Source organism: Nocardia sp. NPDC058518, from assembly GCF_042719655.1.
In the GTDB taxonomy this organism is placed as follows: domain Bacteria; phylum Actinomycetota; class Actinomycetes; order Mycobacteriales; family Mycobacteriaceae; genus Nocardia.
Window position 1 is genome coordinate 190,438 of the sequence record NZ_JBHXNJ010000007.1, and the last position, 26,972, is coordinate 217,409.

The 26,972-nt window shown below is 68.0% G+C and carries 27 protein-coding genes; 17 read left to right on the plus strand and 10 right to left on the minus strand.

The features are described 5' to 3' along the window. The first annotated feature begins 40 nt into the window (after positions 1–40). Positions 41–727: a ZIP family metal transporter gene (locus tag ACFWPX_RS15540; RefSeq protein WP_378927929.1), complete on the plus strand. Its 687-nt coding sequence runs from the start codon at positions 41–43 to the stop codon at positions 725–727. 106 nt (positions 728–833) lie between these two features. Next, positions 834–1,634, plus strand: a complete 801-nt coding sequence (locus tag ACFWPX_RS15545; protein ID WP_378916496.1) for a DUF6585 family protein — start codon at positions 834–836, stop codon at positions 1,632–1,634. 20 nt (positions 1,635–1,654) lie between these two features. Here the strand turns inward: ACFWPX_RS15545 and ACFWPX_RS15550 are convergent, their stop codons facing one another. The 3 genes from ACFWPX_RS15550 to ACFWPX_RS15560 all read right to left on the minus strand — a co-directional run bounded on the left by ACFWPX_RS15550 (position 1,655) and on the right by ACFWPX_RS15560 (position 4,679). Continuing rightward, positions 1,655–1,990 carry a hypothetical protein gene (locus ACFWPX_RS15550; protein WP_378927930.1) on the minus strand — a complete coding sequence of 112 codons (336 nt, stop codon included), beginning with the start codon at positions 1,988–1,990 and terminating at the stop codon, positions 1,655–1,657. A gap of 86 nt (positions 1,991–2,076) precedes the next feature. Further along, complete coding sequence (groL, locus tag ACFWPX_RS15555; RefSeq protein WP_378916501.1) at positions 2,077–3,702, minus strand: chaperonin GroEL; 1,626 nt, start codon at positions 3,700–3,702, stop codon at positions 2,077–2,079. Between the two features lie 245 nt (positions 3,703–3,947). Then, entirely contained in the window at positions 3,948–4,679 is a 732-nt protein-coding gene (locus ACFWPX_RS15560) for a Clp protease N-terminal domain-containing protein (RefSeq protein WP_378927931.1), read from the minus strand. A gap of 117 nt (positions 4,680–4,796) precedes the next feature. Between ACFWPX_RS15560 and ACFWPX_RS15565 the strand changes: the two genes are divergently transcribed. Together ACFWPX_RS15565 and ACFWPX_RS15570 are read left to right on the plus strand one after the other, a co-directional pair. Further along, positions 4,797–5,447 (plus strand): hypothetical protein, encoded by a 651-nt coding sequence (locus tag ACFWPX_RS15565; protein WP_378927932.1) that lies wholly within the window; start codon positions 4,797–4,799, stop codon positions 5,445–5,447. Continuing rightward, the gene (locus ACFWPX_RS15570) at positions 5,447–5,983 is read left to right on the plus strand and encodes a hypothetical protein (RefSeq protein ID WP_378927933.1); all 537 of its coding nucleotides are present in this window, start codon (positions 5,447–5,449) and stop codon (positions 5,981–5,983) included. Before ACFWPX_RS15565 ends, ACFWPX_RS15570 begins: the two co-directional genes overlap by 1 nt. An 18-nt stretch (positions 5,984–6,001) precedes the next feature. On the opposite strand, the gene ACFWPX_RS15575 is transcribed toward ACFWPX_RS15570, so the two are convergent. The 5 genes from ACFWPX_RS15575 to ACFWPX_RS15595 form a co-directional block, all read right to left on the minus strand. Continuing rightward, entirely contained in the window at positions 6,002–7,084 is a 1,083-nt protein-coding gene (locus ACFWPX_RS15575) for an NAD(P)/FAD-dependent oxidoreductase (protein ID WP_378927934.1), read from the minus strand. Between the two features lie 84 nt (positions 7,085–7,168). Next, on the minus strand, positions 7,169–8,044 hold the full coding sequence (locus tag ACFWPX_RS15580; RefSeq protein ID WP_378916509.1) for an RNA polymerase sigma-70 factor: 876 nt from the start codon (positions 8,042–8,044) through the stop codon (positions 7,169–7,171). 96 nt (positions 8,045–8,140) lie between these two features. Then, positions 8,141–9,010, minus strand: a complete 870-nt coding sequence (locus ACFWPX_RS15585; RefSeq protein WP_378916512.1) for a CDP-alcohol phosphatidyltransferase family protein — start codon at positions 9,008–9,010, stop codon at positions 8,141–8,143. Next, positions 9,007–9,720, minus strand: coding sequence for a phosphatidylserine decarboxylase (locus ACFWPX_RS15590; RefSeq protein ID WP_378916514.1), 714 nt, complete (start codon positions 9,718–9,720; stop codon positions 9,007–9,009). The genes ACFWPX_RS15585 and ACFWPX_RS15590 overlap by 4 nt, the downstream gene beginning before the upstream one ends. 70 nt (positions 9,721–9,790) lie before the next feature. After that, a complete protein-coding gene (locus ACFWPX_RS15595) occupies positions 9,791–10,063 on the minus strand; it encodes a GlsB/YeaQ/YmgE family stress response membrane protein (RefSeq protein WP_378928000.1) in 273 nt (90 codons plus the stop codon). Positions 10,064–10,301: 238 nt separating this feature from the next. Between ACFWPX_RS15595 and ACFWPX_RS15600 the strand changes: the two genes are divergently transcribed. The 5 genes from ACFWPX_RS15600 to ACFWPX_RS15620 all read left to right on the plus strand — a co-directional run bounded on the left by ACFWPX_RS15600 (position 10,302) and on the right by ACFWPX_RS15620 (position 15,224). After that, the gene (locus ACFWPX_RS15600) at positions 10,302–11,330 is read left to right on the plus strand and encodes a beta-ketoacyl-ACP synthase III (RefSeq protein ID WP_378927935.1); all 1,029 of its coding nucleotides are present in this window, start codon (positions 10,302–10,304) and stop codon (positions 11,328–11,330) included. Positions 11,331–11,520: 190 nt separating this feature from the next. After that, entirely contained in the window at positions 11,521–11,712 is a 192-nt protein-coding gene (locus ACFWPX_RS15605; protein ID WP_378916518.1) for a hypothetical protein, read from the plus strand. 34 nt (positions 11,713–11,746) lie between these two features. Next, positions 11,747–13,414 (plus strand): FAD-dependent oxidoreductase, encoded by a 1,668-nt coding sequence (locus ACFWPX_RS15610; RefSeq protein WP_378927936.1) that lies wholly within the window; start codon positions 11,747–11,749, stop codon positions 13,412–13,414. A 3-nt stretch (positions 13,415–13,417) separates the two neighbouring features. After that, entirely contained in the window at positions 13,418–14,884 is a 1,467-nt protein-coding gene (locus ACFWPX_RS15615) for an ATP-binding protein (RefSeq protein ID WP_378916523.1), read from the plus strand. Next, positions 14,877–15,224 (plus strand): UBP-type zinc finger domain-containing protein, encoded by a 348-nt coding sequence (locus ACFWPX_RS15620; protein ID WP_378916525.1) that lies wholly within the window; start codon positions 14,877–14,879, stop codon positions 15,222–15,224. Before ACFWPX_RS15615 ends, ACFWPX_RS15620 begins: the two co-directional genes overlap by 8 nt. A gap of 164 nt (positions 15,225–15,388) precedes the next feature. On the opposite strand, the gene ACFWPX_RS15625 is transcribed toward ACFWPX_RS15620, so the two are convergent. Continuing rightward, a complete protein-coding gene (locus ACFWPX_RS15625) occupies positions 15,389–15,853 on the minus strand; it encodes a hypothetical protein (RefSeq protein ID WP_378927937.1) in 465 nt (154 codons plus the stop codon). A gap of 77 nt (positions 15,854–15,930) precedes the next feature. On the opposite strand from ACFWPX_RS15625, the gene ACFWPX_RS15630 reads away from it, so the two are divergent. From ACFWPX_RS15630 to mnhG, 8 genes are all read left to right on the plus strand, one after another. Further along, positions 15,931–18,186 (plus strand): AAA family ATPase, encoded by a 2,256-nt coding sequence (locus ACFWPX_RS15630; RefSeq protein ID WP_378927938.1) that lies wholly within the window; start codon positions 15,931–15,933, stop codon positions 18,184–18,186. 82 nt (positions 18,187–18,268) lie between these two features. Continuing rightward, the gene (locus ACFWPX_RS15635) at positions 18,269–19,546 is read left to right on the plus strand and encodes a hypothetical protein (RefSeq protein WP_378927939.1); all 1,278 of its coding nucleotides are present in this window, start codon (positions 18,269–18,271) and stop codon (positions 19,544–19,546) included. Positions 19,547–19,660: 114 nt separating this feature from the next. Beyond that, positions 19,661–22,450, plus strand: a complete 2,790-nt coding sequence (locus ACFWPX_RS15640; RefSeq protein ID WP_378927940.1) for a Na+/H+ antiporter subunit A — start codon at positions 19,661–19,663, stop codon at positions 22,448–22,450. Further along, positions 22,447–22,830 carry a Na(+)/H(+) antiporter subunit C gene (locus ACFWPX_RS15645; RefSeq protein WP_378916537.1) on the plus strand — a complete coding sequence of 128 codons (384 nt, stop codon included), beginning with the start codon at positions 22,447–22,449 and terminating at the stop codon, positions 22,828–22,830. Before ACFWPX_RS15640 ends, ACFWPX_RS15645 begins: the two co-directional genes overlap by 4 nt. Beyond that, entirely contained in the window at positions 22,827–24,422 is a 1,596-nt protein-coding gene (locus ACFWPX_RS15650; RefSeq protein WP_378927941.1) for a Na+/H+ antiporter subunit D, read from the plus strand. Before ACFWPX_RS15645 ends, ACFWPX_RS15650 begins: the two co-directional genes overlap by 4 nt. Then, complete coding sequence (locus ACFWPX_RS15655) at positions 24,419–24,973, plus strand: Na+/H+ antiporter subunit E (RefSeq protein ID WP_378927942.1); 555 nt, start codon at positions 24,419–24,421, stop codon at positions 24,971–24,973. The genes ACFWPX_RS15650 and ACFWPX_RS15655 overlap by 4 nt, the downstream gene beginning before the upstream one ends. Continuing rightward, on the plus strand, positions 24,970–25,230 hold the full coding sequence (locus tag ACFWPX_RS15660) for a monovalent cation/H+ antiporter complex subunit F (RefSeq protein WP_378927943.1): 261 nt from the start codon (positions 24,970–24,972) through the stop codon (positions 25,228–25,230). The genes ACFWPX_RS15655 and ACFWPX_RS15660 overlap by 4 nt, the downstream gene beginning before the upstream one ends. After that, complete coding sequence (gene mnhG / locus ACFWPX_RS15665) at positions 25,227–25,529, plus strand: monovalent cation/H(+) antiporter subunit G (RefSeq protein ID WP_378927944.1); 303 nt, start codon at positions 25,227–25,229, stop codon at positions 25,527–25,529. The genes ACFWPX_RS15660 and mnhG overlap by 4 nt, the downstream gene beginning before the upstream one ends. Here mnhG and ACFWPX_RS15670 read toward each other — a convergent pair. Then, entirely contained in the window at positions 25,526–26,878 is a 1,353-nt protein-coding gene (locus ACFWPX_RS15670) for a DUF5933 domain-containing protein (RefSeq protein ID WP_378927945.1), read from the minus strand. The two genes, mnhG and ACFWPX_RS15670, sit on opposite strands and share 4 nt — an antisense overlap. Between the last annotated feature and the right edge of the window lie 94 nt (positions 26,879–26,972).

The window sequence follows — 26,972 nt, forward strand, 5'->3', positions numbered from 1 at the left end:
CCGGCGTTTCGCGCACGGCGGGTCGAATAGGCTCTGGCCCATGCCCACCGCCCTGCTGTACGGCCTCGGCACCGCGGTCCCGCTGCTGATCGGGGTCGCGGTGGGACTTCGGTGGACGCTGCCGAAGGCCGTGCTCGCCGCGATGATGGCATTCGGTGCCGGAACGATGATCGCGGCGATGTCGGAGGAGCTCTTCGCGCCCGCCTTCCGTCGCGACGGTCCGCTCATCGCCGGTACCGCGCTGTTCGCCGGTGCGGGGGTGTACGTGGTCGCCAACCACCTCATCGAGAACAAGCTGGGACCCGCCGCGATCGGCTGGGCATTGCTGCTGGGGACCGTGCTCGACGGCGTGCCGGAAAACCTCGCCCTCGGCGTATCCCTCAGTGGCGGAGGCGGATTCGTGTTGCTGGTCGCAATCGCGGCGGGCAATGTGCCCGAAGCGCTCAGCGGGGCGGTACTGATGCGCGAGCAGCACGGGTTCGAGACGGCCCGGACCTTCGCACTGTGGGCGGTGACGGCCTCGGTGCTCGTCGCGGTGACCGTGCTGGGCAACGGTTTCGCGGGTTCGGTGTCGACGACGGCGATCAGCGTGGTGCAAGCCTTCGCAGGCGGCGCGACGATCGCGGTGCTCGCCGACTCGCTCATTCCCGAGGCCTATCGCGAAGGCGGCTGGTGGGTCGGGATGGCAACCGCGGCAGGATTCTTCGTCGCTTTCGCCATCGGCTGAACCATTCCGCCCGGTCGCGGCCAGAATTTCCGAACCATACCGGTGGCAATATTCCGCCGGTTCGCATACGCTTCGCCGCGGATGAAAACGCCTCATGGAGGGACGAGTGATCACTCCGAACAGGCCGGAGGACGTAGCCGATACGCGGCACGCGGTGCCGTTGACCCAACTGATACACCTGATGGCGGAGTATCAGCACCTCGGCGCGCACCGTGACACCTTTCTCGCCACCCCCGCCGACGACACCTTCGTGCGCGGCTGCGGCATCGTGGCGGGCTGTATCGCCACCATCGGCGTCATCGTCGGCGCTGTGGGCGCCTGGCAAGGCGGTATCACCCTGCTGGTGATCGCTGCCGCGCCCGTGCTCCTCGCCCTGCGCCGTGGCGTGATCAACCGGCAGAACCGTGCCGCCCGCATCGACCTGTTCGACCACGGCGTCACCGTCTACCGATCGGGTCAGCGCGTGGCCGGATTCCGTTGGGACAGCACCGAAGTGCGTCAGCACTCGATTCCCTTCCATGACACCACCCCGGTCACCTACCTGCTGGAACTGTCGGGCCCCGGCGGTGTCGAGGCGACCATCGACGAAGAGGGTTTCGCCCGCGCCCGCGAATGGGCCCGCGCCATCCAGTCCGCCGTCACCGCAACCCAACTCCCCGCCGCGGTAGCCGCCATCGACAACGGCGAAACCGTCCCCTTCGGCGACCTCGCCCTCTCCCTAGACGCCCTCACCTTCCGCGCGGAAGCCCTGTCCTGGGAAGACATCCAGCTCATCGACGCCCGCAGCGGCCACATCCGCATCAAACTCTCCGGCATGTGGATGTCCCTGGCCCCCGTCAGCACCATCCCCAACTTCTACATCTTCAACGAGTTGGCCGAGCGCCTGCGATTGACCCCGGTCGGCTGACCTCCCGCGCGCAGATCGGTCTATTCGCTCGGGTAGGCCTTCTCGGCCAAGTCGCGTATGGCAGAGCAACCTATCCACAACATCACCGCACCGATGATGACCCGCACCGAGTCCAGGACATTGTTGATCATCTTCACGTCCGCGTAGTTGGCGTAGCCGGACTTCGGCATCCCGCACGCGTTATCCCCTGGGGCCATGTCATAGCTGGTGAAATCCAGGACGAGTGGGCTCCAGTCGTGACAGGTGGCCGTACTGTCAGCCAGATCGAGCAGACCCGACAGAATCACCCAGCCGCAAATTATCCCCATCAGTACACAGAACAACCAGTACTTGCGGACCGTGCGGACGATCGCCATGTTCACTCCCCTATTTCATGCCGAAAGCCGGCCCACCGTGTGGTGGACCGGCCTTCGTGACTTGCGTAGAACTGCTGATCAGGGGATCAGAAGTCCATGCCGCCCATGCCGCCGGTGGGGTCGCCCGCGGGGGCGGACTTCTCCGGCTTGTCGGCGACCACTGCCTCGGTGGTGAGGAAGAGCGCGGCGATGGAGGCCGCGTTCTGCAGGGCCGAGCGGGTGACCTTGACCGGGTCGGCAACGCCGGCGGCCAGCAGGTTCTCGTAGACACCGGTGTCGGCGTTCAGGCCTTCGCCCTCGGGGAGGTTGGAGACCTTCTCGGCCACGACGCCGGGCTCGAGGCCCGCGTTGAAGGCGATCTGCTTGAGCGGAGCCGACAGCGCGACGCGCACGATGTTGACACCGGTCGCCTCGTCAGCGGTCAGGCCGCTGAAGCCGTCGAGCGCGGGGGCGGCCTGCAGCAGCGCGACGCCACCACCGGCAACGATGCCCTCTTCGACGGCGGCCTTGGCGTTGCGCACGGCATCTTCGATGCGGTGCTTGCGCTCCTTGAGCTCGACCTCGGTAGCGGCACCGGCCTTGATCACCGCAACGCCGCCGGCCAGCTTGGCCAGACGTTCCTGCAGCTTCTCACGGTCGTAGTCCGAATCCGAGGACTCGATCTCGGCGCGGATCTGCGCCACGCGGCCCTTGATGGCCTCCGCGTCGCCCGCACCCTCGACGATGGTGGTCTCGTCCTTGGTGATGACGACCTTGCGCGCAGTGCCGAGCAGCTCGATGCCAGCGGTCTCCAGGGAGAGGCCGACCTCTTCGCTGATGACCTCGCCACCGGTGAGGATGGCGATATCGGCCAGCTGGGCCTTGCGACGGTCACCGAAGCCGGGCGCCTTGACGGCGACGGACTTGAAGGTGCCACGGATCTTGTTCACGACCAGGGTCGAGAGGGCTTCGCCCTCGACGTCCTCGGCGATGATCAGCAGCGGCTTGCCGGCCTGGATGACCTTCTCCAGCAGCGGCAGCAGGTCCTTGACGGTCGAGATCTTCGACGACACCAGCAGGATGTACGGGTCCTCGAGGACCGCTTCCTGACGCTCGGGGTCGGTGACGAAGTAACCGGAGATGTAGCCCTTGTCGAAGCGCATACCCTCGGTCAGCTCCAGCTGGAGCCCGAAGGTGTTGCTCTCCTCGACGGTGATGACACCTTCCTTGCCGACCTTGTCCATCGCCTCGGCGATGAGCTGGCCGATGGCCGAGTCGCCCGCGGAGATACCAGCGGTAGCAGCGATCTGCTCCTTGGTGTCGATCTCCTTGGCGGTCTCGAGCAGCTTGGCGGTGACGGCCTCGACGGCCTTCTCGATGCCGCGCTTCAGGCCCAGCGGGTTCGCGCCGGCCGCGACGTTGCGCAGACCTTCACGCACGAGCGCCTGGGCGAGCACGGTAGCGGTGGTCGTACCGTCGCCGGCGACGTCATCCGTCTTCTTGGCGACTTCCTTGACCAGCTCGGCGCCGATCTTCTCGTACGGGTCCTCGAGGTCGATCTCCTTGGCGATGGAAACACCATCGTTGGTGATCGTGGGGGCGCCCCACTTCTTCTCGAGCACGACGTTGCGACCCTTCGGGCCCAGCGTCACCTTGACAGCGTCGGCGAGGGCGTTCAGACCCCGCTCGAGACCGCGACGGGCCTCTTCGTCGTACGCAATTGTCTTGGCCATTGCGTTGAGATCCTCCACATGTCTATGGCTGACACACGAGACGACCACAGGTTGGATCGCCCCAAAGTTACGCTGGCCAGGTGCGGTGCCCGCGACGGACGACCGAGGGTGTCGATGGAACCCGATCTCACCACCCCGACCTGGCACTCAACAGTCACGAGTGCCAAAGCCATTTTTAGCACTCGGGTGACGAGAGTGCAAGGTCGCGCCCGGGGCCCAGGACACACCGGGCGCGACCCGCCCGTTCAGGCCTCGCCGTCGGCCGAAGCCAGGAACTGATTCAGCAACTCGACGAGTTCGGCCTCGACGACGGCCTTGTCAAGGCCCACACCGCTGAGTACGCCCGAGCCGTTCTCCTGTTCCAGCAGAGCCAGCAGGATGTGCTCGGTGCCGATGTAGTTGTGGCCGAGGCGCAGCGCTTCGCGAAAGGTCAGCTCGAGAACCTTCTTCGTGTCACCATCGAACGGGATGAGGGCAGGCACGTCACCCTCGGCGGCGGGCAGCGAGGCGGTCGCGGCATCGCGCACCGCGTCCAGCGCCACACCCCTGGCGACGATTTCCCGGGCGGCCAGCCCCTCGGACTGACCGATCAGACCCAGGATCAGATGTCCCAGCGCGATCTGGCCACTCCCCGAGGCGCGGGCAGCTTCCTGGGAGCCGACGACCACCTGCCGGGCGCGGTCGGTGAACTTGGCGAAGCCCGCCTGCGGGTCCATGGCGGCCGTGTCGCTCGGCCCCTTCGGCACGAACCGTTTCTGGACGGCCTGTTTGCTGACACCCATGCTGGAGCCGATGTCGGTCCAGGAGGCGCCGGAACGGCGGGCCTGGTCGACGAAGTGGCCGATCAGGTGGTCTGCCGTCTCACCGAGGTGATTGGCGGCGACCACGGCGTCGGAGAGTTGGTCGAGGACGTTGTCGGGGCGGGCCTTCTTGATGCCGTCGATGAGGTCGTCGAGGCGGAAGTTCGGAGTGCTCATGCGTCAACTGTAGGTTGACGATGCAGGATCGTCAACGGTTGGTTGACGGTCAATTCCTGGCAGAGTGGCGCCATTGGGAGAATTCGGCGCTGGGCGCCGCGCGTTGTGGGGATCGTCGTGACGGTGGCGTGCCTGGTCGGCGCCGGACGGCTGCTGTGGCCGCAGCCGGGGCTCGACGAGCAGCCGGGGGCGACCGAGCGGCAGCTGACATTCGTGCGTGACGCACTCGACAACAGCTCGGATACGGCTGCGCAAGAACTGTTTCCGGAGGGGTACGTCTTCTCGAACGTGCTCTACGGTCTCGCCTGGGTGCAGGCCGCGCACACCGACTCGGGACTGCGCGATGACGCGCTGCGTGAATCACGCTGGGCGCTGGCACGAGTGGAGTCCGACGAGGGGCGCGCGGTTTTCAGCCCTCGATTGCAGCCCGCGTACGGGGTGTTCTGGGCGGGGTGGACCAACTGGTTGCGCGGGGCGATCCTCTCGCTCGATCACTCCGATACCTCGGCTGTGCACCAGTTTTCCGTGCACAGCGCCGAGATCGCGCAGGCGTTCTCGACGGCCGACACGCCATTCCTCCAGGCCTATCAGGGCCAAGCCTGGCCGGTCGATTCGACTGTCGCGATGGCTCACTTCGCCTGCACGACAAGCTGTTCGGCGCGAAGTACACCGCTGTCATCGACCGTTGGCTGGAGCAGGCCAAGACCCGACTCGACCCCGCGACCGGACTGCTGCCGCATCAGGTTTCCGCGGCCGACGGATCGATGATGACCGGCGCTCGGGCCACCTCGCAGACAGCGATACATCGGTTCCTGCCCGAGGTAGATCCGGCGTTCGCGAAGAACCAGTACGCGCTCTTTCGCGATCAATTCCTGTCCTACCCCGGCGGTTTCGGTCCGGCTGTTCGCGAGTATCCGAAGGGAGTCGACGGGAGCGGTGATGTCGATTCCGGGCCGTTGGTCGCCGGGATCAGCCTGTCCGCCACCGTCGTCGCCGTCGGAGCGGCCAGGATGAACGGTGACCGCACCCTGGCGGCCGCGATCGGATCGGAAGGCGAGCTGCTCGGGGTGCCGATCGATCTGCCGTGGTCCAAACGCTATGCGTTCGGGCTGTTGCCGATCGGGGATGCGTTCGTGGTGTGGTCGTCGACGGCGCGGCTACTGACCGAGCCGCCGACGGAAGTCGAGCACGAATCTCGTTGGTGGTGGCGACTGCCGTGGCTGGGTGTGCTCGGCCTGGTCGCGATCGCACCGTGGGGGTGGGCATTGGGCCGTCGGGTCCGGACTACGCTGGGCGCACACTGAGTGTGCGCCCAGCGCGGCTCACCGCAGCCCGACCGTGAAGGCGGTGCCGCGCACGATCAGCTCTTTCATCACCACACCGATTCGACCGGTGAACACCCTGTTTGTCGGGGTGTCGTCCGCCTTGACGAGCTGCAGCACCGCGTCGTTGCGGCCGAGGCTGATGCACTGCGCGACGTAGCGGCCGTTCATCGGCTCGGGTTCGCGACCACCCGCCCGCGCCGTGATCGCGCCGACCACGTACTGGCCGGCGGGAATCGCTGTCGCACAGGCCATCCGCAGCGGGCGGCCGTCCACACCCGCCATCAGCGCGGCGTCGCCGACGGCGTAGATGTCGGGGTGCGATACCGAGCGCAGCGTGTCGTCGGTGCGGATGCGACCGTCGGCGGCGACCTCGAGGCCCGCACGACGAGCCAGATCGGGGACGGTGAAACCGGTGGTCCAGACGGTGGTGGCGGCGGGTACCAGGGTGCCGTCGGCGAGCCGGACAGCATCGGGCAGCACTTCGACAACCTTGACGCCGGAGAGGATTTCGACGCCGAGACGGGTGAGCGCGGCGCGGATCGCCTGGTGCGCGCGCGGCGAGAGCCAGGCGCCGGGATCTTCGGTACCGAGCAGGCTGACCCGCGAATCCGGCTGCGACTCAGCGAGTTCGGTGGCCAGTTCGATGCCGGTCGGGCCCGATCCGACGATGACGATCTGACCGGACAGCTCCGTCAGGTCTTCGGCGGTGGCGACGAACTTCGCGTGCTCGGCGGCACCGGGCACGGCATTGCGGTCGGCCTGGCTGCCGAGCGCGTAGACCAGGGTGTCGTAGTGCAGCGTCCACTCACCGTCGATGGCGACGATCTTGCGGTCCGGGTCCAGATCGGTGGCCCGTGCCTGGATGAACTCGATGCCCTTGCGTTCCAGCGACTTCCGCAGGTCGAGCCGCTTGACCGGCTGGCCCGCGGCGGCCTGGTGCAGACGCACCCGCTGCACGAATTCGGCGCGGGCGTCCACGACGGTGATCTGGGTGTCGCGAGTCTTCTTCGCGAGGGCGCGGGCCGCGGTGAGTCCCGCGTACCCGGCGCCGAGGACGACGATCCGATGCTGACCGGTCATGATGTGGCTCCTTCTCTCGAAATGCCGACACACACCAGACCGATCAGCAGCCGAGTTCCTGACAGGTTCTCGTCGTGATCTGGATCATACTGCTACGGCGCCCAATTTGACCGGGTTCACGACCGTGCGAACCGCCAGGATCGAACCCGCTTCGTCGAAGTCGAAAACGAGCACGCCGGCCGGGACCTCGTCCTGGAACATGATCAGACTCACGTCGCCGTTGATCTCGGCGAATTCGAACCGCGACGTCGGACTCAGGAAGCGGCGCAGGTTGGACAGGTAGCGCGCGACCACATCGCCGCCGACCACCGGGATCTTGGCGGCGACAACCCGGCCGCCACCATCGGCGACCGACACCACATCGTCGGCGAGCAGTTCGCGCAGGCCGCCCACATCGCCGGTCGAGGCCGCCTGCAGGAACTTCTCGATCATCGTGCGCGCATGCTCGGCCGACACCACGTAGCGCTGTTTGCCGGTGCGCACCCGCTGACCGGCCCGATGGAATACCTGCTGGGTGTTGGCCTCGGTGAGATCGAGCATCTGCGCGATCTCGGCATGCGGGTAGCCGAACGCCTCGCGCAGCACGAATACGGCGCGCTCGATCGGGCTGAGCCGTTCCATCGCGGTGAGCACGGCAAGGGAGACCGACTCGCGTTCCTCGACGGTCCCCAGCGGGCCGAGCGCACCGGCGCCGGTCGGCACCGGCTCCGGCAGCCACTGACCGACGTAGGTCTCGCGCCGGGCGCGGGCCGAAACGAGCTGGGTACGACACAGATTCACGGTGACGGTCGTCAACCACGCTTCGGCATTGGCGATCTCGCCGCGGTCGGCCAGCGCCCACCGCAGATAGATCTCCTGCACGACGTCCTCGGCCTCGCTCGCCGCACCGAACATCCGATATGCCAGCGAGAACAGCCGCTGACGATGCTCCATGAACTCGGCGACGCCGTCGGATTCCACTCGTTGCCCCTTTGCCCGCGGATTCAGTGCCGCAACGGTACCGCCGCACTCCCCGCCGATCACCACGATGTGGGCGCCGTCTCGCGCGGTGAGAACCTAGTCGTCGTTGCGCGGACGACGCAGACGCAACCGTGCGGATCCGCGAATAGCCGGTCGGCGAATCGCGGGCATCCGCCGCTGCGCGCGACGCTGCGCCCGACGCTCAGCGGGCTTGTGCTGCCAGGTCTCCGGCCGGGCAGCCACCCAGCGGGCCGACCGCCAGGCGAACGGGATGTGCGCCAGATACAGCGCGACCAAGATCAGCAGCAGCACGATCGGGTAGGTCACCAGCAGCGCGGCAGCCAACGCGGTCAGGACCAGCAGACCCGCTGCGGCCTGCGGGGCGACGGAGACGGACTTCATCGCCAGGGTCGGGATCGTGCTCACGCACAGCAGCGCGGCGAAGACCGTCCAGGCGGCGACGAAGGCGAAACCGTCCCACCAGCCGTCGCCGAACTGCACCTTCAACGCGATCGGCACCAGCGCGATCAACGCACCGGCGGGCGCGGGCACACCGACGAAGTACTCACGCGCCCAGTTCGGGCGGGAATCGTCGTCGAGCAGGGTGTTGAAGCGGGCAAGGCGCAAGACCAGACTCACCGCGAACAGCAGCGCGACGATCCAGCCCGCGCTGTAGCCGTCGAGCAGGGTCACGTAGATGACCAGCGCGGGCGCGACACCGAAGGAGATGGCGTCCGACAGCGAATCGAGTTCGGCGCCCATCTTGGAAGTGGCGTCGAGCATGCGCGCGAGCCGACCGTCGAGGGTGTCGAGCACGGCGGCCGCGCCGACCATCGCCAACGAGATACCGAGCTCACCGTCGAGCCCGAACTTCACCGCCGACAGGCCCGCACACAGCGCGAGGATGGTGACAACGCTCGGCAGCAGCCGTACCGAGCGGGGACGCTTACGAGCCTGTTCGATCATCCCAGCACAGCCAGGACGGTTTCTGCCCCGATCGTGCGCTGCCCGGGGGCGACCAGCAGTTCGGTCCCGACCGGGAAGTACGTGTCGACGCGAGACCCGAACCGGATCAGGCCGTAGGTGTCGCCGATGGTGAGCAGGTCACCGCCGCGGGCATCGCAGACGATGCGCCGGGCCAGCAGACCGGCGATCTGCACCACGACGACCTGCTTGCCGTCGGCGGTGTCGATGACCATGCTGTTGCGTTCGTTGGCGTCGGAGGCCTCCGGCAGATCGGCCGAGAGGAACTTGCCCGGCTGATGCAGCACCTCGCGCACGGTTCCGGACACCGGAACGCGCTGCACGTGCACATCGAGCACCGACAGGAAGATGCTGACGCGCGGCAACGGCTGATCGCCGAGTCCGAGCTCGACGGGCGGCACCGCGGTGTCGACCAGCGCCACTTCACCGTCGGCGGGCGCGACCACGATGCCCGGCCGGTTCGGCGGCACGCGGTGCGGGTGCCGGAAGAAGGCGGCGCAGGCGGCGGCCGCGGTCAGACCGGCTCGACGCACCCATTTATTGCGTCCGCCGACGACCGCCACCGCCAACGGCACCGCGACGAACGGCAGTCCGGCGGGATGAAGCGGGGGTACAGCGGCCCGAACCAGGTCGACGACATGGCCGACGGCCGTGGTATCGGGCGTGCCGGACGGGGTGGGGCGGCGTGCCACGGGCTCCCTCTTTCGTGTGATGACTACAAGCGATCACACCTTACGGGAAGCCCGGGGCAAGCACCCGTGGTCAGTGGACCGATTTACGCCCGGTGAACAGCTTCACCAGATACAACAGCACGCAGGCGCCCACCAGACAGGTGATGAAGCTGAAAATCCAGCCCGCGCCTTCGACATCGACGCCGAACAGGCTCAGCAGGAAACCGCCGAGCAGACCGCCGACGACCCCGACGACGATATTGAGCAGGATGCCCTGCTGTGCGTCGGTCTTCATGAACTTGCTCGCGATCCAACCGGCGAGACCGCCGATGATGATCCAACTGATGATGCCGAGTCCGAGCATGATGTCCTCGATCCCTCGATGGGTCGGCAAGCAATCGCCTCCTCCCCAAGATACCCCCGGCCGTCTTGTGACAATCGACACTCAGATCACAATCTGACGCGCTAATATGAGGAAGCCTCATGTCTCAGCGTTCACATGGTGTCCACGCACGAGTCACGGGCGATGAGGGACAGATTTCGATGCTTCGGGTACACCCAGCGGTGCTGCCGCAGGTTGACAGGTACATAGGAGACGCACAATGGCTGCTCGAATCGCCCAGACGACGGGTGCTGAGCACACCGCGATCCTCGGATTGGGCGTCTACCGCCCAGCTCGGGTGGTCACCAACGACGAGGTCGCAGGACCGATCGACTCCAGCGACGAGTGGATCCGCACTCGATCGGGCATCAAGACCAGGCGCTTCGCCTCGGCCGAGGAAACCATCCAGGCCATGAGTGTCGCCGCCGGGCGCGACGCGATTGCCGCCGCGGGCGTGCAGGTCGAGCAGATCGACTGCGTCATCGTGGCGACATCGACGAATCTGGTACTCACCCCCTCCGTGGGCCCGCGCATCGCCACCGACCTCGGCATGACCGGCGCGGCCGCCTTCGACATCGCGGCGGGCTGCGCCGGGTTCTGTCACGCGGTCGGGATGGCATCAGACCTGGTCCGCGCGGGCACCTCGAACCACGTGCTGGTGGTCGGCGTCGAAAAACTCACCGAGACCATCGATTTCACCGACCGCTCGACGGCGTTCCTGTTCGCCGACGGCGCGGGCGCGGTAGTCGTCGGCCCGTCTGCCGAGCAGGGCATCGGCCCGACCGCATGGGGTTCGGACGGCACCCAGCACCACGCCATCCGCCAGTCGAAGGACTGGGCGGAGTTCTTCGCCGAGATCGAGGAGAAGGGCACCGACGCGGTCCGCCCGTACCTCACGATGGAGGGCACCGCGGTGTTCCGCTGGGCCGCGCACTCACTGGAGAAGGTCTGCCGCGAGGCGATCGACCGCGCGGGCCTGACCACCGGCGATCTCGACGCGATGATCCCGCACCAGGCCAACGGCCGGATCATCGAGATCATGGCCAGGGTGCTCGAGCTACCGGAGCACTGCGCGCTCGCCAACGACATCGAGGACTCCGGCAACACCTCGGCAGCATCTGTCCCCCTCGCGATGGAGGCGCTGCTGCGCAAGGGCGAATCGAAGCCGGGCGACACCGCGCTGCTGATCGCCTTCGGTGCCGGGCTGTCCTATGCGGCACAGATTGTCACCATGCCCGCCTGGAAATAGCTGATCAGCAACTACTCGCAAACCGGGGTGGCCTGCGTCGAAGCAGGCCGCCGATCGGTTGGCTCGCCGTGTCCACCTTGTCCCACTTGCACCACCTCGGACATGCTGGCAAACTTTTCGCTACCGACGTTTGCTGATCTACGAAGCTCAGCCTCCAGCGTTCCCGTCGTCAAACCCGAGGTGATCGGCCGTGAAACTGCGCTCACTCCTGCCACGCAGGCACATCAACGAGGTCCCGCTCCTGCCGAGCATCCACCCCGACGACGCCTTCGCGCTCCCCAGCGCGTTCGTGTCGCGCGGCACCCGTCTCAAACGCGAGGAACGCCTCGAACGTTTGCTCACCCCCACCGAACTAGACCTCGTGCTCCACCGCCAGCTCTGACGACCACCGCGCCCCAAGGGGGATACTCGATCGGGTGAGCACTCCCTCGGTAACCAAACCGGCCATTCTGAGCGTTGACGACGACCCCGGCGTTTCCCGGGCGGTCGTGCGCGATCTGCGCCGCCGCTACGGCGCCGACTACCGGATTCTGCGAGCCGAATCGGGGCAGCAGGCGCTGGAGGCGCTGCGGGAGATGAAACTGCGCGGGCAGCCAGTGGCGGTGCTGATCGCCGACTACCGGATGCCCGGTATGGACGGGATCGAATTCCTCGAACAGGCGATGGATCTGCACCCGTACGCGCGCCGGGTGCTGCTCACCGCCTACGCCGACACCGATGCCGCGATCGACGCGATCAATGTCATCGATCTCGACCACTATCTGCTCAAGCCGTGGGATCCGCCGGAGGAGAAGCTGTATCCGGTGATCGACGGGTTGCTCGATGTGTGGCGCAGTGCCGAGCAGCGGCCGGTGTACGAGACCAAGGTCGTCGGTGACCGTTGGTCGCCCCGGTCTTCGCAGGTGCGAGAGTTCTTGGCGCGCAATCAGTTGCCGTATCGGTGGTACCCGGTCGACGAGCCGGAGGGCACCCGGTTGCTGGAGGCGGCGGGCGCCGATCCGCTGACCTGTCCGGTGGTGATCACGGCCGCGGGTACCGCGCTGATCCAGCCGACCGACAGCGAGCTCGCCGAAAACGTCGGCCTCACCGTCGAACCAAGTGGCGATTTCTACGATCTGATCGTGGTCGGCGGCGGGCCCGCCGGGCTCGGCGCGGCGGTGTACGGCGCGTCGGAGGGGTTGCGCACGGTGCTGGTGGAGCGCACGGCCACCGGCGGGCAGGCGGGGCAGAGCTCGCGGATCGAGAACTATCTCGGATTTCCCGACGGGGTCTCGGGGTCGCAGCTGGCGGATCGGGCCAGGCGGCAGGCGGCGAAATTCGGTGCGGAGATCATCACCACTCGCGATGTGGTCGCGCTCGAGATCAACGGTTCGGCGCGCACGGTGCGGTTCGCCGACGGCGGAAAGCTCTGCGCGCATACGGTTCTGATCGCGACGGGCGTGGACTATCGGCGTCATCCGGCGGCGGGTGTGGACGAATTCACCGGGCGCGGTGTGTATTACGGCTCGGCGATGACCGAGGCCGCCGAGTGCGCCGAGCAGGAGGTCTACATCGTCGGCGGGGCCAATTCGGCCGGACAGGCCGCGGTGTTCCTGTCCCGCAATGCCCGTCGTGTGCACCTGGTTGTCCGGGGCGACTCGCTGGATCGGTCGATGTCGCACTATCTGGTCCAGCAGATCGCGGAGATCCCGAACATCGTGGTGCACACCGAGACCGAGGTGGTCGGCGTCGACGGCGACACGCACCTGGAACGGATCATCCTGCGCGACAACAGCACCGGCACCGAGGACAAGGTCGACGCGCAACGACTGTTCCTGTTCATCGGCGCCGCACCGCAGACCGGCTGGCTCGACGGCGTCGTCACCCGCGACGCCGCCGGATACGTGCTGGCCGGACCCGATCTGATGGTCGACGGCGCGCGACCACCCGGCTGGGAACTGCCGCGCCCACCGCAGCATCTCGAGACCAGCGTGCCCGGTGTGTTCGTCGCGGGCGATGTGCACGCCGAATCCGCCAAGCGGGTCGCCTCGGCGGTCGGTGAAGGCGCGATGGCGGTCATGCTCGTCCACCGGTATCTGGCCTAGGAGATGAGTTCTTTGATCTGCGATCCGGAAGAACTGCGCACGCTGTTTCTGTTCGAGAAGCTCGACGACTCCCAGCTCGCCGAGCTGTGCGCCGTCGGGCGCATCGAGTACGTCGACCCGGGCCCGGTGTTCCGCGAGGGTGAACCGGCGACCTGCTTCTACGTGATGATCGACGGCGAGGTGCGGCTGACCAAGCTGTCCGGTGGGGTGGATATCGAGATCAACCGCACCGACCATCGCGGGGTGTACGCCGGTGCCTGGATGGCGTATCTGGGCGAGCGGGCGAACCAGAACTACAACGGCTCGATGTACGTGCTGCGCCGCTCCCGGTTCCTGGTCATGGACGCGGCGGATTTCTCCCGGATCATGCACGAGTGGTTCCCGATGGCCGTGCACCTGCTCGAGGGCGCGTTCTTCGGCGGGCAGAAGTCCAGCCAGCGGATCGCCGAACGGGAACGGCTGCTCGCCCTCGGATCGCTGTCGGCGGGGCTCACCCACGAGCTCAACAATCCCGCCGCCGCCGCGGTACGCGCCACCTCGGGCCTGCGTGAACGCGTGGCCGGGATGCGGCACAAGCTCAAGATGATGGCCGAGGGCAAGTTCCCGGCCGACGCGCTGGTCAAGCTCATCGAATTGCAGGAGCAGGCTGCCGAGCAGGTCGCCAAGGCACCAGACCTCAGCCCGCTGGAAGCGGCAGATCGGGAGGACGCGCTGGCCGACTGGTTCGACGAGCGCGGCATCGCCGACGGCTGGAATCTGGCGCCGACCTTCGTGCAGGCGGGCCTTGACACCGACTGGCTCGAGGGCGTGCACGCCACGCTGGAAGCCTGCAAGGCGCCGGTGTTCGAGGGTGCGGTGCGCTGGCTGAACTACACCATCGAGACCGAGTTGCTGATGAACGAGATCTTCGACTCGACCACCCGCATCTCCACGCTCGTCGGTGCCGCCAAACAGTATTCGCAGATGGATCGCGCGCCCTATCAGGTCGTCGACCTGCACGAACTGCTCGATTCCACCCTGGTGATGCTCAACCGCAAACTCGGTGACGGCGTACATGTGGTGAAGGATTACGACCGCGGCCTGCCGCCGGTCCCCTGCTTCGCCGCCGAACTCAATCAGGTGTGGACCAACCTCATCGACAACGCGGTCTACGCGATGGGCGGCGAGGGCACCCTGACGATCCGCACCTTCAAGGAGAACGACTGCGCCGCCGTGGAAATCGGGGACACCGGGCCCGGCATTCCGCCCGAGGCGCGTGGTCGCATCTTCGAGCCGTTCTTCACCACCAAACCGGTCGGCGACGGTACCGGCCTCGGCCTCGACATCTCGTTCCGGATCGTGGTGAACAAGCACAACGGTGACATCCGGGTCGAATCAGAACCCGGCAACACGCGGTTCATCGTCCGCCTGCCCCTGGAGCCGGCGGCGGAGGATGTGAGCACACCTATTACAGGAGGTCAGGATGGCTGAAGCGGGGATCGATCCGAGCGTGCCGCCCAGTGGCGCGGGTTGCGCCGAGTGCGACGAGAGCGGCGGCTGGTGGGTGCATCTGCGCCGCTGTGCCGAATGCGGGCACGTCGGCTGCTGCGACAGCTCCCCCAGCAAGCACGCGACCAAGCACTTCGAGGCCACCTCGCACCCGTTCATGCAGAGCTACGAGCCGGGCGAGGACTGGTTCTACAACTTCTCCAGCGGGGAGATGTACAGCGACGGTCCCGAACTGGCCCCGCCGACCAGCCACCCGACCGATCAGTCCGTCCCCGGCCCGGCCGCCCGCGTGCCCGCCAACTGGCAATCGCTCCTGAGCTGAGCCGCAAACATCCCGAAGATCCCACCTGGCCAACATCGTATGTCTCTACCCCAAGGGGCCCGCCCTGATCTGGACTGAGCGGAGGGTGCGACGAAGGAGTACCCGGAGGGAGGGAAGATCAGGGGCCCGAAGGGCCCCGCTCGAGCGCGCCAGCGCTCCAAAAACTAGGGCTTCATCCCGGCGGCGTCGGCGACCGGCTTGTCGGCATTGGCCGGCACCAGGCAGACCAGCTTCACGGTGCTGAGCGCCACGTTAGGGCTGCCGTCGAACGGCCCACCGGGGTTTTCCGCGAGGATCTTGTCGATCGCCTTCTTCTCGCCGTCCGCGTCGAGCGACTTGAACTGCGTGCAGGTGATGTCGGCGCTCACGGCGGCAGCGGTCGGCGCCGCGCTCGAAGTGGGCGCTGTGGTGGTGGCGGGCGCGCTGGAGCTCGGTGTGCCCTTGCGCAGCCCGCTCGCATCGGCGGAGTCGTCGCCGGAACCGCACCCGACCAGTGTCAGGGTCAGTGCCCCGGCGGCCAGAACGGCGAGGGAGATTCGGTTCATCTGCTGCTTTCCCCGAGAGATCGCGGCGCCGGTACCTCCGGCGCGTCCGGTGCAGCGTACCGACTTGCGGCGAGAGTTCGTCATGTCCGCCAGAATGGCCGTCTGACCTTGCGGTCCGCCTATCGATTCCTGATCGCGCCGCGAAGCGGCAGAATGGGGCGGTGGCTGAACTTTCGCTCACCGCCCGGCTCAACCCCTCCGCAGCCGATGCCCGCCGCGGGGTGGTGCGCTTGCACCCCGAGACGCTCACCGCGCTCGGCCTGCGGGAGTGGGACGGAATCTCCCTGATCGGCGCGCGCAGGACCGCGGCGGTGGTGGCGAAGGCGCCCGCGGACAGTCCGCCGGGGGTGGCGCTGCTCGATGACGTGACGCTGTCGAATGTGGGGTTGCGGGAGAACGCGGCGGTGACGGTCGCCCCGGTGACGGTCTTCGGCGCCAGACAGATCTCACTGAGCGGCTCGGCGCACGCGATGGGCAGCATTCCGGCGGCCACCCTGCGGCAGGCGCTGCTCGGCAAAGTGGTGACCGTGGGCGACACGGTGTCGCTGCTACCGCGCGATCTCGGACCCGACATCAGTTCCTCGGCGGCCACGCAGGCGCTCTCGCGCACCTTCGGTATCGCCTGGACCACCGAACTGCTCACCGTGACGGCGATCGAGCCGATGCCGGGACCAGTGAGCGTGCAACCGAATTCGGCCGTCGGCTGGGGTGCGGGCGCGGCCGCGATCCAGCACATCCTGGAACGCGACGGCGACACCCGGCCGCCTTCGGGGAACCGGCCCGGTGCGCCTGGGCAACAGTGGCTTTCGGAGGCGGAGCAGCCGGGGCCGGTCGCGGTGAAGGTGAGTTCGGGGAGTACGCCGATCCAGATCGAGGACCTGGCAGGGGTGCAGAGTCAGGCGGGCAAGCTGGCCGAGTGGCTGAGCTTGGCACTCGACGAACCCGAGTTGCTCAAGACGCTCGGCGCACCGGCGCATCTCGGGGTGCTCATCACCGGCCCGGCCGGCGTCGGCAAGGCCACCTTCGCCAAAGCCGTTGCCGCACCACGTCGCATCATCGAGGTCGATGGTCCGAGCGTCGGCGCGACCGAGAGCGGCACCCGGCTGCGTGAGGTGGCCGAGGCGGTGGCCGATGTCGCCACCGGACAGGGTGGCGTGCTGCTGATCACCGATATCGACGCACTGCTGCCCGCCGAGGCCGAACCCGTCGCCACCCTGATTCTCGACCAGCTGCGGGCCGCGGTGCGCGCGCCGTGCGTCGCCCTGCTGGCCACCACCGCCCATCCGACACAGGTGGATTCGCGGTTGCGGGCACCGGACCTGTGCGACCGCGAACTGGCACTGCCGCTGCCGACCGCGGCGATCCGGCGGGCACTGCTCGAACACCTGCTGCGCAAGGTACCGGCCGGCGAACTCGATCTCGACGCGATCTCCGCGCGCACACCGGGTTTCGTGGTGGCCGACCTGACCGCGCTGTGCCGGGAAGCGGCCGTGCGGGCAGCGGGCCGGGCCAGCCGCGAACACACCGAACCAGCACTCGTCCAAGAAGACCTGATCGGCGCGCTCGAGGTGATCCGACCCCTGTCACGTTCGGGGACAGAGGAATTGGCGATCGGATCGCTCGACCTCGACGATGTCGGCGACATGGTCGAGACCAAGCAGGCGCTCACCGAAACGGTGCTGTGGCCGCTGCGCCACCCCGACTCGTTCGCCCGCCTCGGCGTCGAACCGCCGCGTGGGGTCCTGCTCTACGGGCCACCCGGCTGCGGCAAGACCTTCCTCGTGCGGGCACTGGCAGGCACCGGTCAGCTCAGCGTGCACGCGGTGAAAGGCGCTGAGCTGATGGACAAGTGGGTCGGTTCCTCGGAGCGAGCGGTGCGCGAACTGTTCCAGCGGGCCCGCGACTCGGCACCGTCGCTGATCTTCCTCGACGAGGTCGACGCACTCGCTCCCCGGCGCGGCCAGAGCAGCGACTCCGGGGTGTCGGACCGGGTGGTCGCCGCATTGCTCACCGAACTCGACGGTGTCGAACCGCTGCGCGACGTGGTGGTGGTCGCCGCGACCAACCGCCCCGAACTGATCGACCCCGCGCTGTTGCGGCCGGGCAGGCTCGACCGGCTCGTCTTCGTCCCACCGCCGGACGGTCCGGCGCGGCTCGAGATCCTGCGCACGGCGGGCCGCTCGGTTCCGCTGGCCGACGACGTCGACCTGGCCGCCCTGGCCGAGGATCTCGACGGCTACTCGGCCGCCGACTGCGCCGCCCTGCTCCGCGAGGCCGCGCTCTCGGCACTGCGCCGCGATATGGCCGCCGCCGACGTCACCGCCGAGGACGTGGCTACCGCCCGCGCCACCGTGCGCCCGTCCCTCGATCCCGCACAGGTCGAATCGCTGCGACGCTACGCGGAGAGCAGAGCCTGATCCCGGCCGGCGGAACTCGCCGCCTACCGACCCGGACACGACATCCCAGGTAGGACGGGTAGTCGCCGGTATCGTCGGCACGGTGCCCAAGATCGGTGATGGTCTGGACGCGGTCACGGCGTTCGCCGGGGCCGCGGCCGCGGGAATGTCGCTGTTCCTGCCGTTCAGCTTCGGTGACGAGTCGGGAGTCGATTCGCCGTACCGCGTCACCAGTCTGATCAACAGCGTTCCCCGCGCGGCGGCGCTCGGTCTCATCGTGGCTGTCGTCGTCGCCGTACTGGCCAGGCCGGTCACCCGGCCGGGACTCATCTGGCTCACCGCGACGGGTGGGGCGACGGCCTTGGCGATCAACTACTTCATCGGGGAGGCGATGACCTCCGCCGATGTACTCACCACCCAGAACTACATCGACTCGCTGTGCGGCGGTGTGCTGTTCGGCGCTCTGTGCATCTGCTCGTGGCGGATGCGCTGGTCGGCGGTCGGTTTCGGGCTCGGGGTCCTGGTCGTGTTCGTCTACGGCGAGGTCGTCGCGGTGTTCACCTCGAATGCCTCGGCGACGGCGGACAAGGCCGTGCACACCCCGTTCTGGCTGGTCGGCGCCGCGGTCGTGCTACTCGCGATGAACACCGCGCGCCATCGGCACGGCCTCATGCTGTCCGCGGTGCCGCGCATAGCGGCGGATCTGCCGATCACCCCGATCATCGCCACCACCGTGCTGTCGCTGTCGCTGCTGATCGCCACCGACTGGCTCGGCAGCGTGTTCGACGGACGACGCGTGAACTCCTGGCACATCGTGGTCGCCGTGAGCGTCACGATCGTGGCGGCGTTCGTGGCCGCCATGCTGCTGCCCGGCCGTGACGGCGCCGGTGTCCTGGTCGCCGTGAGCGTGGCCGCGGCAGCCGATTCACTCGGTGACGCACCGAATCTCGGTTGGCATCTCCTACTCGTTCTCGCCGTCGGTGTTGTCGCCATCCTGGCGGGCCTGCGCTGGGCGACATCGTGGGGCGCGCTGCTCGGTGCCGCCGCCATCTGCGGTTTCGCCACGGTGGCCGAACACCTGCCGTGGGCGTTCGTGTGGCCGGCCGGGGTGGTGCTGTTGACCTTTGTCACAGGTTTCGCCATCGGTTCGATCCGGGTCACCTACCTGCCGAGCGCGATGCTCGGGCTCGGTGCGCTGTACCTGCCGTCGATCCTGTGGGCGATTCCCACCGGGCAACGACACTGGCCGACGAGCAGCACCGCCGTTGCCGAGCGGGTCCCGGGCCAGGTCGCGCTGGCCATCACCGTCGGCGCCGCGGCGGGACTCGCGGTGCTGTACCAGATTCGGCCCGCCACGCCGCCACGGGTGGCCCAGCCATAGCCACACCGCACTCGACATGGCCGACGCGACAACCTCGGTGCCGCCGAACATCCCGTTCGCGCCCGTAGGATCGGGGCGCGCTACTCGACCGCTACCTACCCGACGGAGGGGGAGTTGCTAGCCGTTCTGCTCGTTCACGCACTGGCCGCCCTCCTGGCCCCGCTGTGCGTACGAGTGCTCGGCCGCAACGCTTTCTATCTGCTGGCGCTGGTCCCGCTGGGCAGTCTCGGCTGGGTGATCGCGCACTGGGGCGACACCGTGCGCACGCAGGTGCGGTGGGCGCCGCAGATCTCGATGGATATCGACCTGCGGTTCGACTCCCTCGCCGCGGTGATGTGCACGCTGGTGCTCGGCGTCGGCGCGTTGATCCTGGCCTACTGCGGCCGCTACTTCGAGCGTGACGAAGCCCGGCTCGGGGTGTTCGCGGCCGAGCTGACCGGGTTCGCCGGCGCCATGTTCGGGCTGGTCGTCAGCGACAACATGCTGCTGCTGTACGTGTTCTGGGAAATCACGACGGTGCTGTCGTTCCTGCTCGTCGGCCATTACGCCGAGCGTTCGGTCAGCCGAAGGGCCGCGATCCAGGCGCTGCTGGTGACGGGTGCGGGCGGGCTGGCGATGCTGGTCGGGATCGTCGTTCTCGGACTTCGCTACGACAGTTTCCTGCTCTCGGATCTGCTCGCGGCGAGCGCTGTCCCGCCGGGGAGCGCGGTGTCGGTCGCGATCGGCTTGGTACTACTCGGGGCGATCAGCAAATCAGCGATCGTGCCGCTGCACTTCTGGTTGCCGGGTGCGATGGCGGCGCCGACGCCGGTGAGTGCGTACCTGCACGCGGCCGCGATGGTGAAAGCCGGTATCTACCTGGTGGCCCGGCTCGCACCCGCGCTCGCGCAGACACCGCCATGGCATCTGATGCTGCTGCCGCTCGGCATCGCGACGATGCTGCTCGCCGGGTGGCGGGCGATCCAGGTGCACGATCTGAAGCTGGTGCTGGCGTTCGGCACCGTCAGCCAGCTGGGTCTGATGATCACGATGGTCGGCATCGGCACACCGGACGCGGCGCTGGCCGGGCTCGCCCTGCTGGTGGGGCACGCGCTGTTCAAGGCGAGCCTGTTCATGGTGGTCGGCATCATCGATCACGGTGCGGGCACCAGGGATCTGCGCAGATTGTCGGGGCTGGGTCAGCGCGCGCCGGTGCTGTGCGCGATCGCGGTGCTCGCCGCGCTCAGCATGGCCGGACTGCCACCGCTGCTCGGATTCGTCGGCAAGGAGTCGGCGCTCGGCGCGCTGTGGTCGGCCGAGGTGCTGAGCCCGCCGGTGCGGTTCGCCCTGCTGGCGGGGGTCACGGTCGGTTCGGCGTTCACGGTGGCCTACAGCATCCGATTCATCTGGGGCGCTTTCGGAACCACCGCCGATCCCGAGCGCGTGGTCACCTGGCACGCACCCGGCGCGCTGTTACTCGCGCCGCCCGCGGTGCTCGCGGTGGCCGGGCTGGCGGGCGGCCTCGACACGCCGGTCGTCGATCGATGGTTGAGCCCCTACGCCGAGTCGCTGCCCGGCGTACTCGACACCCATCTCGCGCTCTGGCACAGCTTCACCGGACCGCTCGCGCTGACGGTGGTCATCGTCGCGGCAGGCGTCGCGCTGTTCCTGATCCGCGGCCGGATCGGCGAACCGGCACACCCGCGCCTCGGCAATGCCGATCGCGGCTACGACGCGGCCCTGCGCGCGATGGACCGGCTTTCGTTGCGCATCACCGGAACTGTGCAGTCCGGTTCGCTGCCTGCCAGCCAGGCCACCATCCTCGGCACCCTCATCGTGCTGCCGACAGTTCTGCTCGCCCTCGGCACGCGCACCGGAGTGCAGCTGCGACTGTGGGATTCACCGTTGCAGGCCGCGATCGGCGCGATCATGATCGCGATGGCGTTGGCCGCCACCGTATTACGCAACAGGCTGGCCAGCGTGCTCGTCGTCGGGGTGACGGGCTACGGCTGCGGCGTGATCTTCGCGCTGCACGGCGCCCCCGATCTCGCGTTGACCCAATTCCTGGTCGAGACACTGACTTTGGTTGTTTTCGTGCTCGTCCTGCGCGCGTTCCCCGCGGAGATCGCCGACAGCCAGGGCACGGCCTTCAAATTCCGCCGGGCCCTTTTGGCCATCGCCGTCGGCATCACCGTCCCAGTACTCGCCGCCTTCGCCATCGCCGCCAGGCACGGTGACCCGATCTGGCAGGCCATCCCCGACGCGGCCTACCGGATCGGCGGCGGCAAGAACGCGGTCAACGTCCTGCTGGTCGACATCCGCGCCTGGGACACCCTCGGCGAGATCTCGGTGCTCGTCGTCGCCGCGACCGGCGTCGCCTCGCTGGTGTTCCGCAGCCGCCGCTTCGGCAGCGCACCCCGCGCCGCCGATTCACCGAACTACGACCCCGACGCGGTGAGCTGGCTGCCCGCCGCCCGCCTCCTCGACCGCCGCGACCGTTCGATGGTCCTGCAGATCACCACCCGCCTGGTCTTTCCCACCATCATGGTGCTGTCGGTGTACTTCTTCTTCTCCGGCCACAACGCGCCCGGCGGCGGCTTCGCGGGTGGCCTGGTCGCCGGGTTGGCGCTGACTCTGCGCTACCTCGCGGGCGGGCGATACGAACTGGGCGAAGCACTCCCGGTCGACGCCGGGCACCTGCTCGGCGCGGGCCTCACCCTCGCCGCGGGCACCGCCACCGCATCGCTGCTGTTCGGCGCACCCCCGCTGTCCTCGACGATCATCGAGGTGACACTGCCGCTGCTCGGCCACATCAAACTGGTCACCGCCCTGTTCTTCGACCTCGGCGTCTACCTGGTGATCGTGGGGCTGGTGCTGGACGTGCTGCGCAGCCTCGGCGCCCGCCTGGACAAGGAACTGCTATGAGCGCCAATCTCGCTGTGCTGATCACCATCGGCGTGCTCACCGCGTGCGGTGTCTACCTGCTGCTCGAGCGGGTGGTGTCGAAGATGCTGCTCGGGATGATCCTGCTCGGCAACGCGGTGAACCTGCTGATCCTCACGATGGGCGGCCCGGACGGGAAGCCACCGATCCTCGGCAGCTCCGATACCTCTCCCGACGGCATGGCCGACCCGCTCGCGCAGGCGATGGTGCTCACCGCGATCGTGATCACCATGGGCCTGGCGGCTTTCGTGCTCGCGCTCGCCTACCGCGCCTACATGCTGACCACCACCGAAGACGTGACCAACGACCCCGAGGACGCCCAGGTCGCGGCCCAGCGCGAACGGGAGGATCCCGAACAGTGACCCTGTCCCCGGATCTGCTGCCCGCCATCGCCGCACTGCCCGTGCTGGTTCCGCTGCTCGCCGCCGCGGCCACGCTGGTGTTCGGTCGCCGCCCGCGCCTGCAGGCGATGATCACGCTGACGGCGCTGTCGGTGGTGCTGGTGATCAGCGCGCTGCTGCTGTACCTCGCCGATCGCGACGGCACCACCGCCGTGCAGGTGGGCGGCTGGCCGACCCCGATCGGCATCACTCTCGTCGTCGACCGGCTCAGCGCCGCGATGCTGCTGGTCTCGGCCTTCGTGCTGCTCCTGGTGTCGATCTACGGTGCGGGACAGAATATCTCCGACGGTGACCAGCACCAGCCGACCTCGATCTACCGGCCCACCTACCTGATCCTGACCGCGGGCGTGTCGACCGCGTTCCTGGCCGGTGACCTGTTCAACCTGTTCGTCGGCTTCGAGATCCTGCTCGTCGCCTCGTTCGTGCTGCTCACCGTCGGCGCCACCGAGGAACGGATCCGCACCGGCATCGCCTACGTGATGGTGTCGATGGTGTCGTCGCTGATCTTCCTGATCGGCATCGGCCTCACCTACGCGGCGACGGGCACCCTGAATCTCGCGCAACTGGCCGTGCGCCTGGAAGCGACGCCGAGTGGCGTGCGCACCGCCTGCTACGCGGTGCTGCTGGTCGCGTTCGGGATCAAGGCGGCGGTGTTCCCGCTGTCGAGCTGGCTGCCCGACTCCTACCCCACCGCGCCCGCGCCGGTCACCGCGGTGTTCGCGGGTCTGCTCACCAAAGTCGGCGTCTACGCGATCATCCGCACCCACACGCTCTGGTTCCCCGACGGCGCGTTCGACGACATCCTGCTGGTCGCCGGGCTGGCGACGATGCTCATCGGCGTCCTCGGCGCCATCGCGCAGACCGACATCCGGCGACTGCTCTCGTTCACCCTGATCAGCCACATCGGCTACATGGTGTTCGGCATCGGCCTGGCCACCACGGCCGGGCTGACCGGCACGGTGTTCTACGTGGCCCACCACATTCTGGTGCAGACCGCGCTGTTCCTCGCGGTCGGACTGATCGAACGCCAAGCCGGATCGGTGTCGTTGCGGCGGATCGGCGGGCTGGCGACAGCGAGTCCGCTGCTGGGCATACTGTTCCTGCTCCCCGCCTTGAATCTCGGTGGCATCCCGCCGTTTTCGGGATTCATCGGCAAGGTCGCGCTCCTGGAAGCCGGCGCCGCCGACGGCAGCGTCCTGGCCTGGGTGCTGGTCGCGGGCTCGGTGATCACGAGCCTGCTCACGCTGTACGCGGTGGCGCGGGTCTGGAGCAAAGCGTTCTGGCGGCCGCGCGAAGAGGCGCCGGAAGGCCATCTCACCGCGGCGAATCTGCCCACACTGATCGAGGATTCGACCGATGTGCAGTACGAGGACCGTACCGATCCGGGCCGGATGCCCGTGCTGATGGCGCTGGCCACCGCCGGGCTCGTCTGCGCCGGGCTCGCGCTCACGGTGTTCGCCGGGCCCGTCCTCGGTATCGCCGAACGCGCCGCGGGCGACCTGAACGACCCGTCGGTCTACATCGACTCGGTACTCGGACCGGAGCTGCGATGAGCCGACTCATCAACCGCGACAACGCCCTTCGCGTCGGTGTACTGATCTGGCTCACCGCCGTCTGGGTCGCGCTCTGGGGCGATCTGAGCCTCGCCAACGCACTCGCCGGTGCCGTGGTCGCGCTGATCGTGGTCTTCGCGCTTCCCCTGCCTCTGGTCCCGGTGGCCGGGCGCTTCCATCCACTGTCGTTTCTCGAATTGATCGCGGTCGGTACGTATTACGCGCTCGAATCGAGTCTGCAAGTGGCCTGGTTCGCCATCCGGCCCAGCGGACCGCCGGTCTCGGGCGTGCTGCGCGTGCACCTCGGCATCCAGTCCGATCTGGTGCTGGTGATGTGCGCCGACCTGCTCAACCTGATCCCCGGCACCATGGTCCTCGAACTCGACCGCCCCCGCTGCGTGGTCTACGTCCACGTGCTCGACGTGGGCAGCGACGAGGCGGTCGCGAAGTTCTACCACACCACCCGGCGCCTGGAACACCTGATGATCAACGCCTTCGAGCGACCGAGCGAACGCCGTCGCGTCGACCCACCAACGGAGGTGCAACCATGACCGTCGTCGCCGTCATCGCGGGCATCCTGCTCATCGCCGCCGCGGTGATCACCAGCTACCGCGTGCTCGCCGGGCCGAGCACCCTCGACCGCGTAGTCGGCATCGATTCATTGATGGCCATCGCCGCGTCCGGACTCGCGGTATGGGCCGCCTACAGCAACGACACCACGGTGATCCCGGCGATCGTCGCGCTCGCGCTGGTCGGTTTCCTCGGCTCGGCCGCGGTCACCCGATTCCGGGTCAGGGACGATCGATGAGCATCTGGGAATGGGTATCGGCGGTCCTGATCCTGACCGGCTGCGCACTCGCGTTCACGGCGTCGATCGGCATCGTCCGCTTCCCCGACACCCTCACCCGCATGCACGCGGCCACCAAACCGCAGGTGGTCGGCCTCATCCTGGTGCTCGTCGGCACCGGCATCGACATCCGCGACGACGTCAACGTCTGGATGCTCGTCCTCACCGGCCTGTTCACGATCATCACGGCCCCGGTCGTGGCCCATCTCATCGGCCGCACCGCCTACCGCGAACAACGGCACCGTGATGGGTTCTTCTAAGTAGCGGGCGTGGCGATTCGCTCGAGGGCGGGTTCAGGGGCGGTGGCGAACCAGGTGCTGTGGAAGGCGATCGCCACCGCGGCCAGCAGCCCGATGACGATCGCGCCCGCGACCACCGGATACTCCGCCATCGGCACCGCCAGGTACCGGTAGGACAACAGCAGCGCCGCGAACACCGCCACACCGAAGCCGACCAGCCGAATCCGGAACGCACCCCAGCCCCGCTCGGGCGCGCGCAGCGCCGATTCGACGGTCAGGCACAGCACCGCGCCTGCCACCAGATCCACGCCGTAGTGATAACCGAATCCCAGCGTCGCGGTCACCGTGGCGGCCAGCCAGAAGGCCCCGCCCCAGCGCATCCAGATCGGCGCGCGCGACCCGTCGATATCGCGACGGGTGTGGATGAACAGCGACAGCGCCCACGCGGTGTGCATCGAGGGCATGCAGTTGCGTGGGGTGAACTCGTCGAACGCCAGCGCGGCCGGGTTCGAGTCGATCGGCGGCAGCGCGGTGGGCCAGAAGTTGCCCACCTGGAAACCGTGCCCGTCGGCCCCGAACGCGAACATCGGCCCGACGACGGGGAACAGCACATAGAACAGCGGCCCGACCAGACCGAGCACCAGGAAGGTGCGCACCAGATAGTGACTCGGCCACTGCCCCGTGGTCACCACCTTGCGCAGTTGCCACACCGCCACCGCGATCGCGGCCACCGGCAATTCGATGTAGACCCAGTGCAGCACCGCGTACACCTCGGGCCCGAGCACATCCAGCACCCGCCCGACGACCCACGACGGGTCACCGAGCGCGTGATCGGCGAGCAGCGCGTACTCGTCGAGCACCGTGGGTCGCACCGCCGAGGTCACGTGCAGCCACACATCACCCACCTTGGTCGCCAGCACCAGCAGCGCACCGAGGGCCACGGCCTTCAACGCGTCACCGCGCTCACGCCCCCGCCAGCGCACCGCCGCGATCACCGCCAGCGCGGCCAGCACGATCGTCGGCCCGTTGCCGACCGTGAACGGCTTGCCGTCGATGAGCCGCAGCGCGACCCACACCGCATCGATCCCGATCGCGGCGGCCAGCGCGATCACCCTTCGGCGCGTGGAGATCCCGACGAGTGCGAGCACCAGCCCTGCCCACGGCACCGACATCGATTTGGGCGTGCCGACGAAGTCGCGAGCCAAGCTGGCCAGGGGACCGTCGAAGCCGTTGATAGACGCGGTGACCTGCAGTCCGATGAGCAATGCGAGCACTGCGGACACCGCGATAACGGCGAGAGTCCGTGGTTCACGCAGACGGGAACCGAGGGTGGCACCCCCCACCACAGTGCCAGGTTGTTCGACAAGCATCCAACCATCGTAAACGGCGGGTTAACCCAGACCGCCGCGCAGTTGAACGTTATCGGATGTGGGCTAGTGCTACGCCCGCTATGGGGTGAGGCCC

What these genes read in the sequence shown, in the direction of transcription:
- ACFWPX_RS15540 (WP_378927929.1), top strand. Translation starts at nt 41, where the DNA reads ATGCCCACCGCCCTGCTGTACGGCCTCGGCACCGCGGTCCCGCTGCTG.
- ACFWPX_RS15550 (WP_378927930.1), bottom strand. Translation starts at nt 1,990, where the DNA reads ATGGCGATCGTCCGCACGGTCCGCAAGTACTGGTTGTTCTGTGTACTG.
- groL (WP_378916501.1), bottom strand. Translation starts at nt 3,702, where the DNA reads ATGGCCAAGACAATTGCGTACGACGAAGAGGCCCGTCGCGGTCTCGAG.
- ACFWPX_RS15560 (WP_378927931.1), bottom strand. Translation starts at nt 4,679, where the DNA reads ATGAGCACTCCGAACTTCCGCCTCGACGACCTCATCGACGGCATCAAG.
- ACFWPX_RS15570 (WP_378927933.1), top strand. Translation starts at nt 5,447, where the DNA reads ATGACCGGCGCTCGGGCCACCTCGCAGACAGCGATACATCGGTTCCTG.
- ACFWPX_RS15575 (WP_378927934.1), bottom strand. Translation starts at nt 7,084, where the DNA reads ATGACCGGTCAGCATCGGATCGTCGTCCTCGGCGCCGGGTACGCGGGA.
- ACFWPX_RS15585 (WP_378916512.1), bottom strand. Translation starts at nt 9,010, where the DNA reads ATGATCGAACAGGCTCGTAAGCGTCCCCGCTCGGTACGGCTGCTGCCG.
- ACFWPX_RS15595 (WP_378928000.1), bottom strand. Translation starts at nt 10,063, where the DNA reads ATGCTCGGACTCGGCATCATCAGTTGGATCATCATCGGCGGTCTCGCC.
- ACFWPX_RS15600 (WP_378927935.1), top strand. Translation starts at nt 10,302, where the DNA reads ATGGCTGCTCGAATCGCCCAGACGACGGGTGCTGAGCACACCGCGATC.
- ACFWPX_RS15615 (WP_378916523.1), top strand. Translation starts at nt 13,418, where the DNA reads ATGAGTTCTTTGATCTGCGATCCGGAAGAACTGCGCACGCTGTTTCTG.
- ACFWPX_RS15620 (WP_378916525.1), top strand. Translation starts at nt 14,877, where the DNA reads ATGGCTGAAGCGGGGATCGATCCGAGCGTGCCGCCCAGTGGCGCGGGT.
- ACFWPX_RS15625 (WP_378927937.1), bottom strand. Translation starts at nt 15,853, where the DNA reads ATGACGAACTCTCGCCGCAAGTCGGTACGCTGCACCGGACGCGCCGGA.
- ACFWPX_RS15645 (WP_378916537.1), top strand. Translation starts at nt 22,447, where the DNA reads ATGAGCGCCAATCTCGCTGTGCTGATCACCATCGGCGTGCTCACCGCG.
- ACFWPX_RS15655 (WP_378927942.1), top strand. Translation starts at nt 24,419, where the DNA reads ATGAGCCGACTCATCAACCGCGACAACGCCCTTCGCGTCGGTGTACTG.
- ACFWPX_RS15660 (WP_378927943.1), top strand. Translation starts at nt 24,970, where the DNA reads ATGACCGTCGTCGCCGTCATCGCGGGCATCCTGCTCATCGCCGCCGCG.
- mnhG (WP_378927944.1), top strand. Translation starts at nt 25,227, where the DNA reads ATGAGCATCTGGGAATGGGTATCGGCGGTCCTGATCCTGACCGGCTGC.
- ACFWPX_RS15670 (WP_378927945.1), bottom strand. Translation starts at nt 26,878, where the DNA reads ATGCTTGTCGAACAACCTGGCACTGTGGTGGGGGGTGCCACCCTCGGT.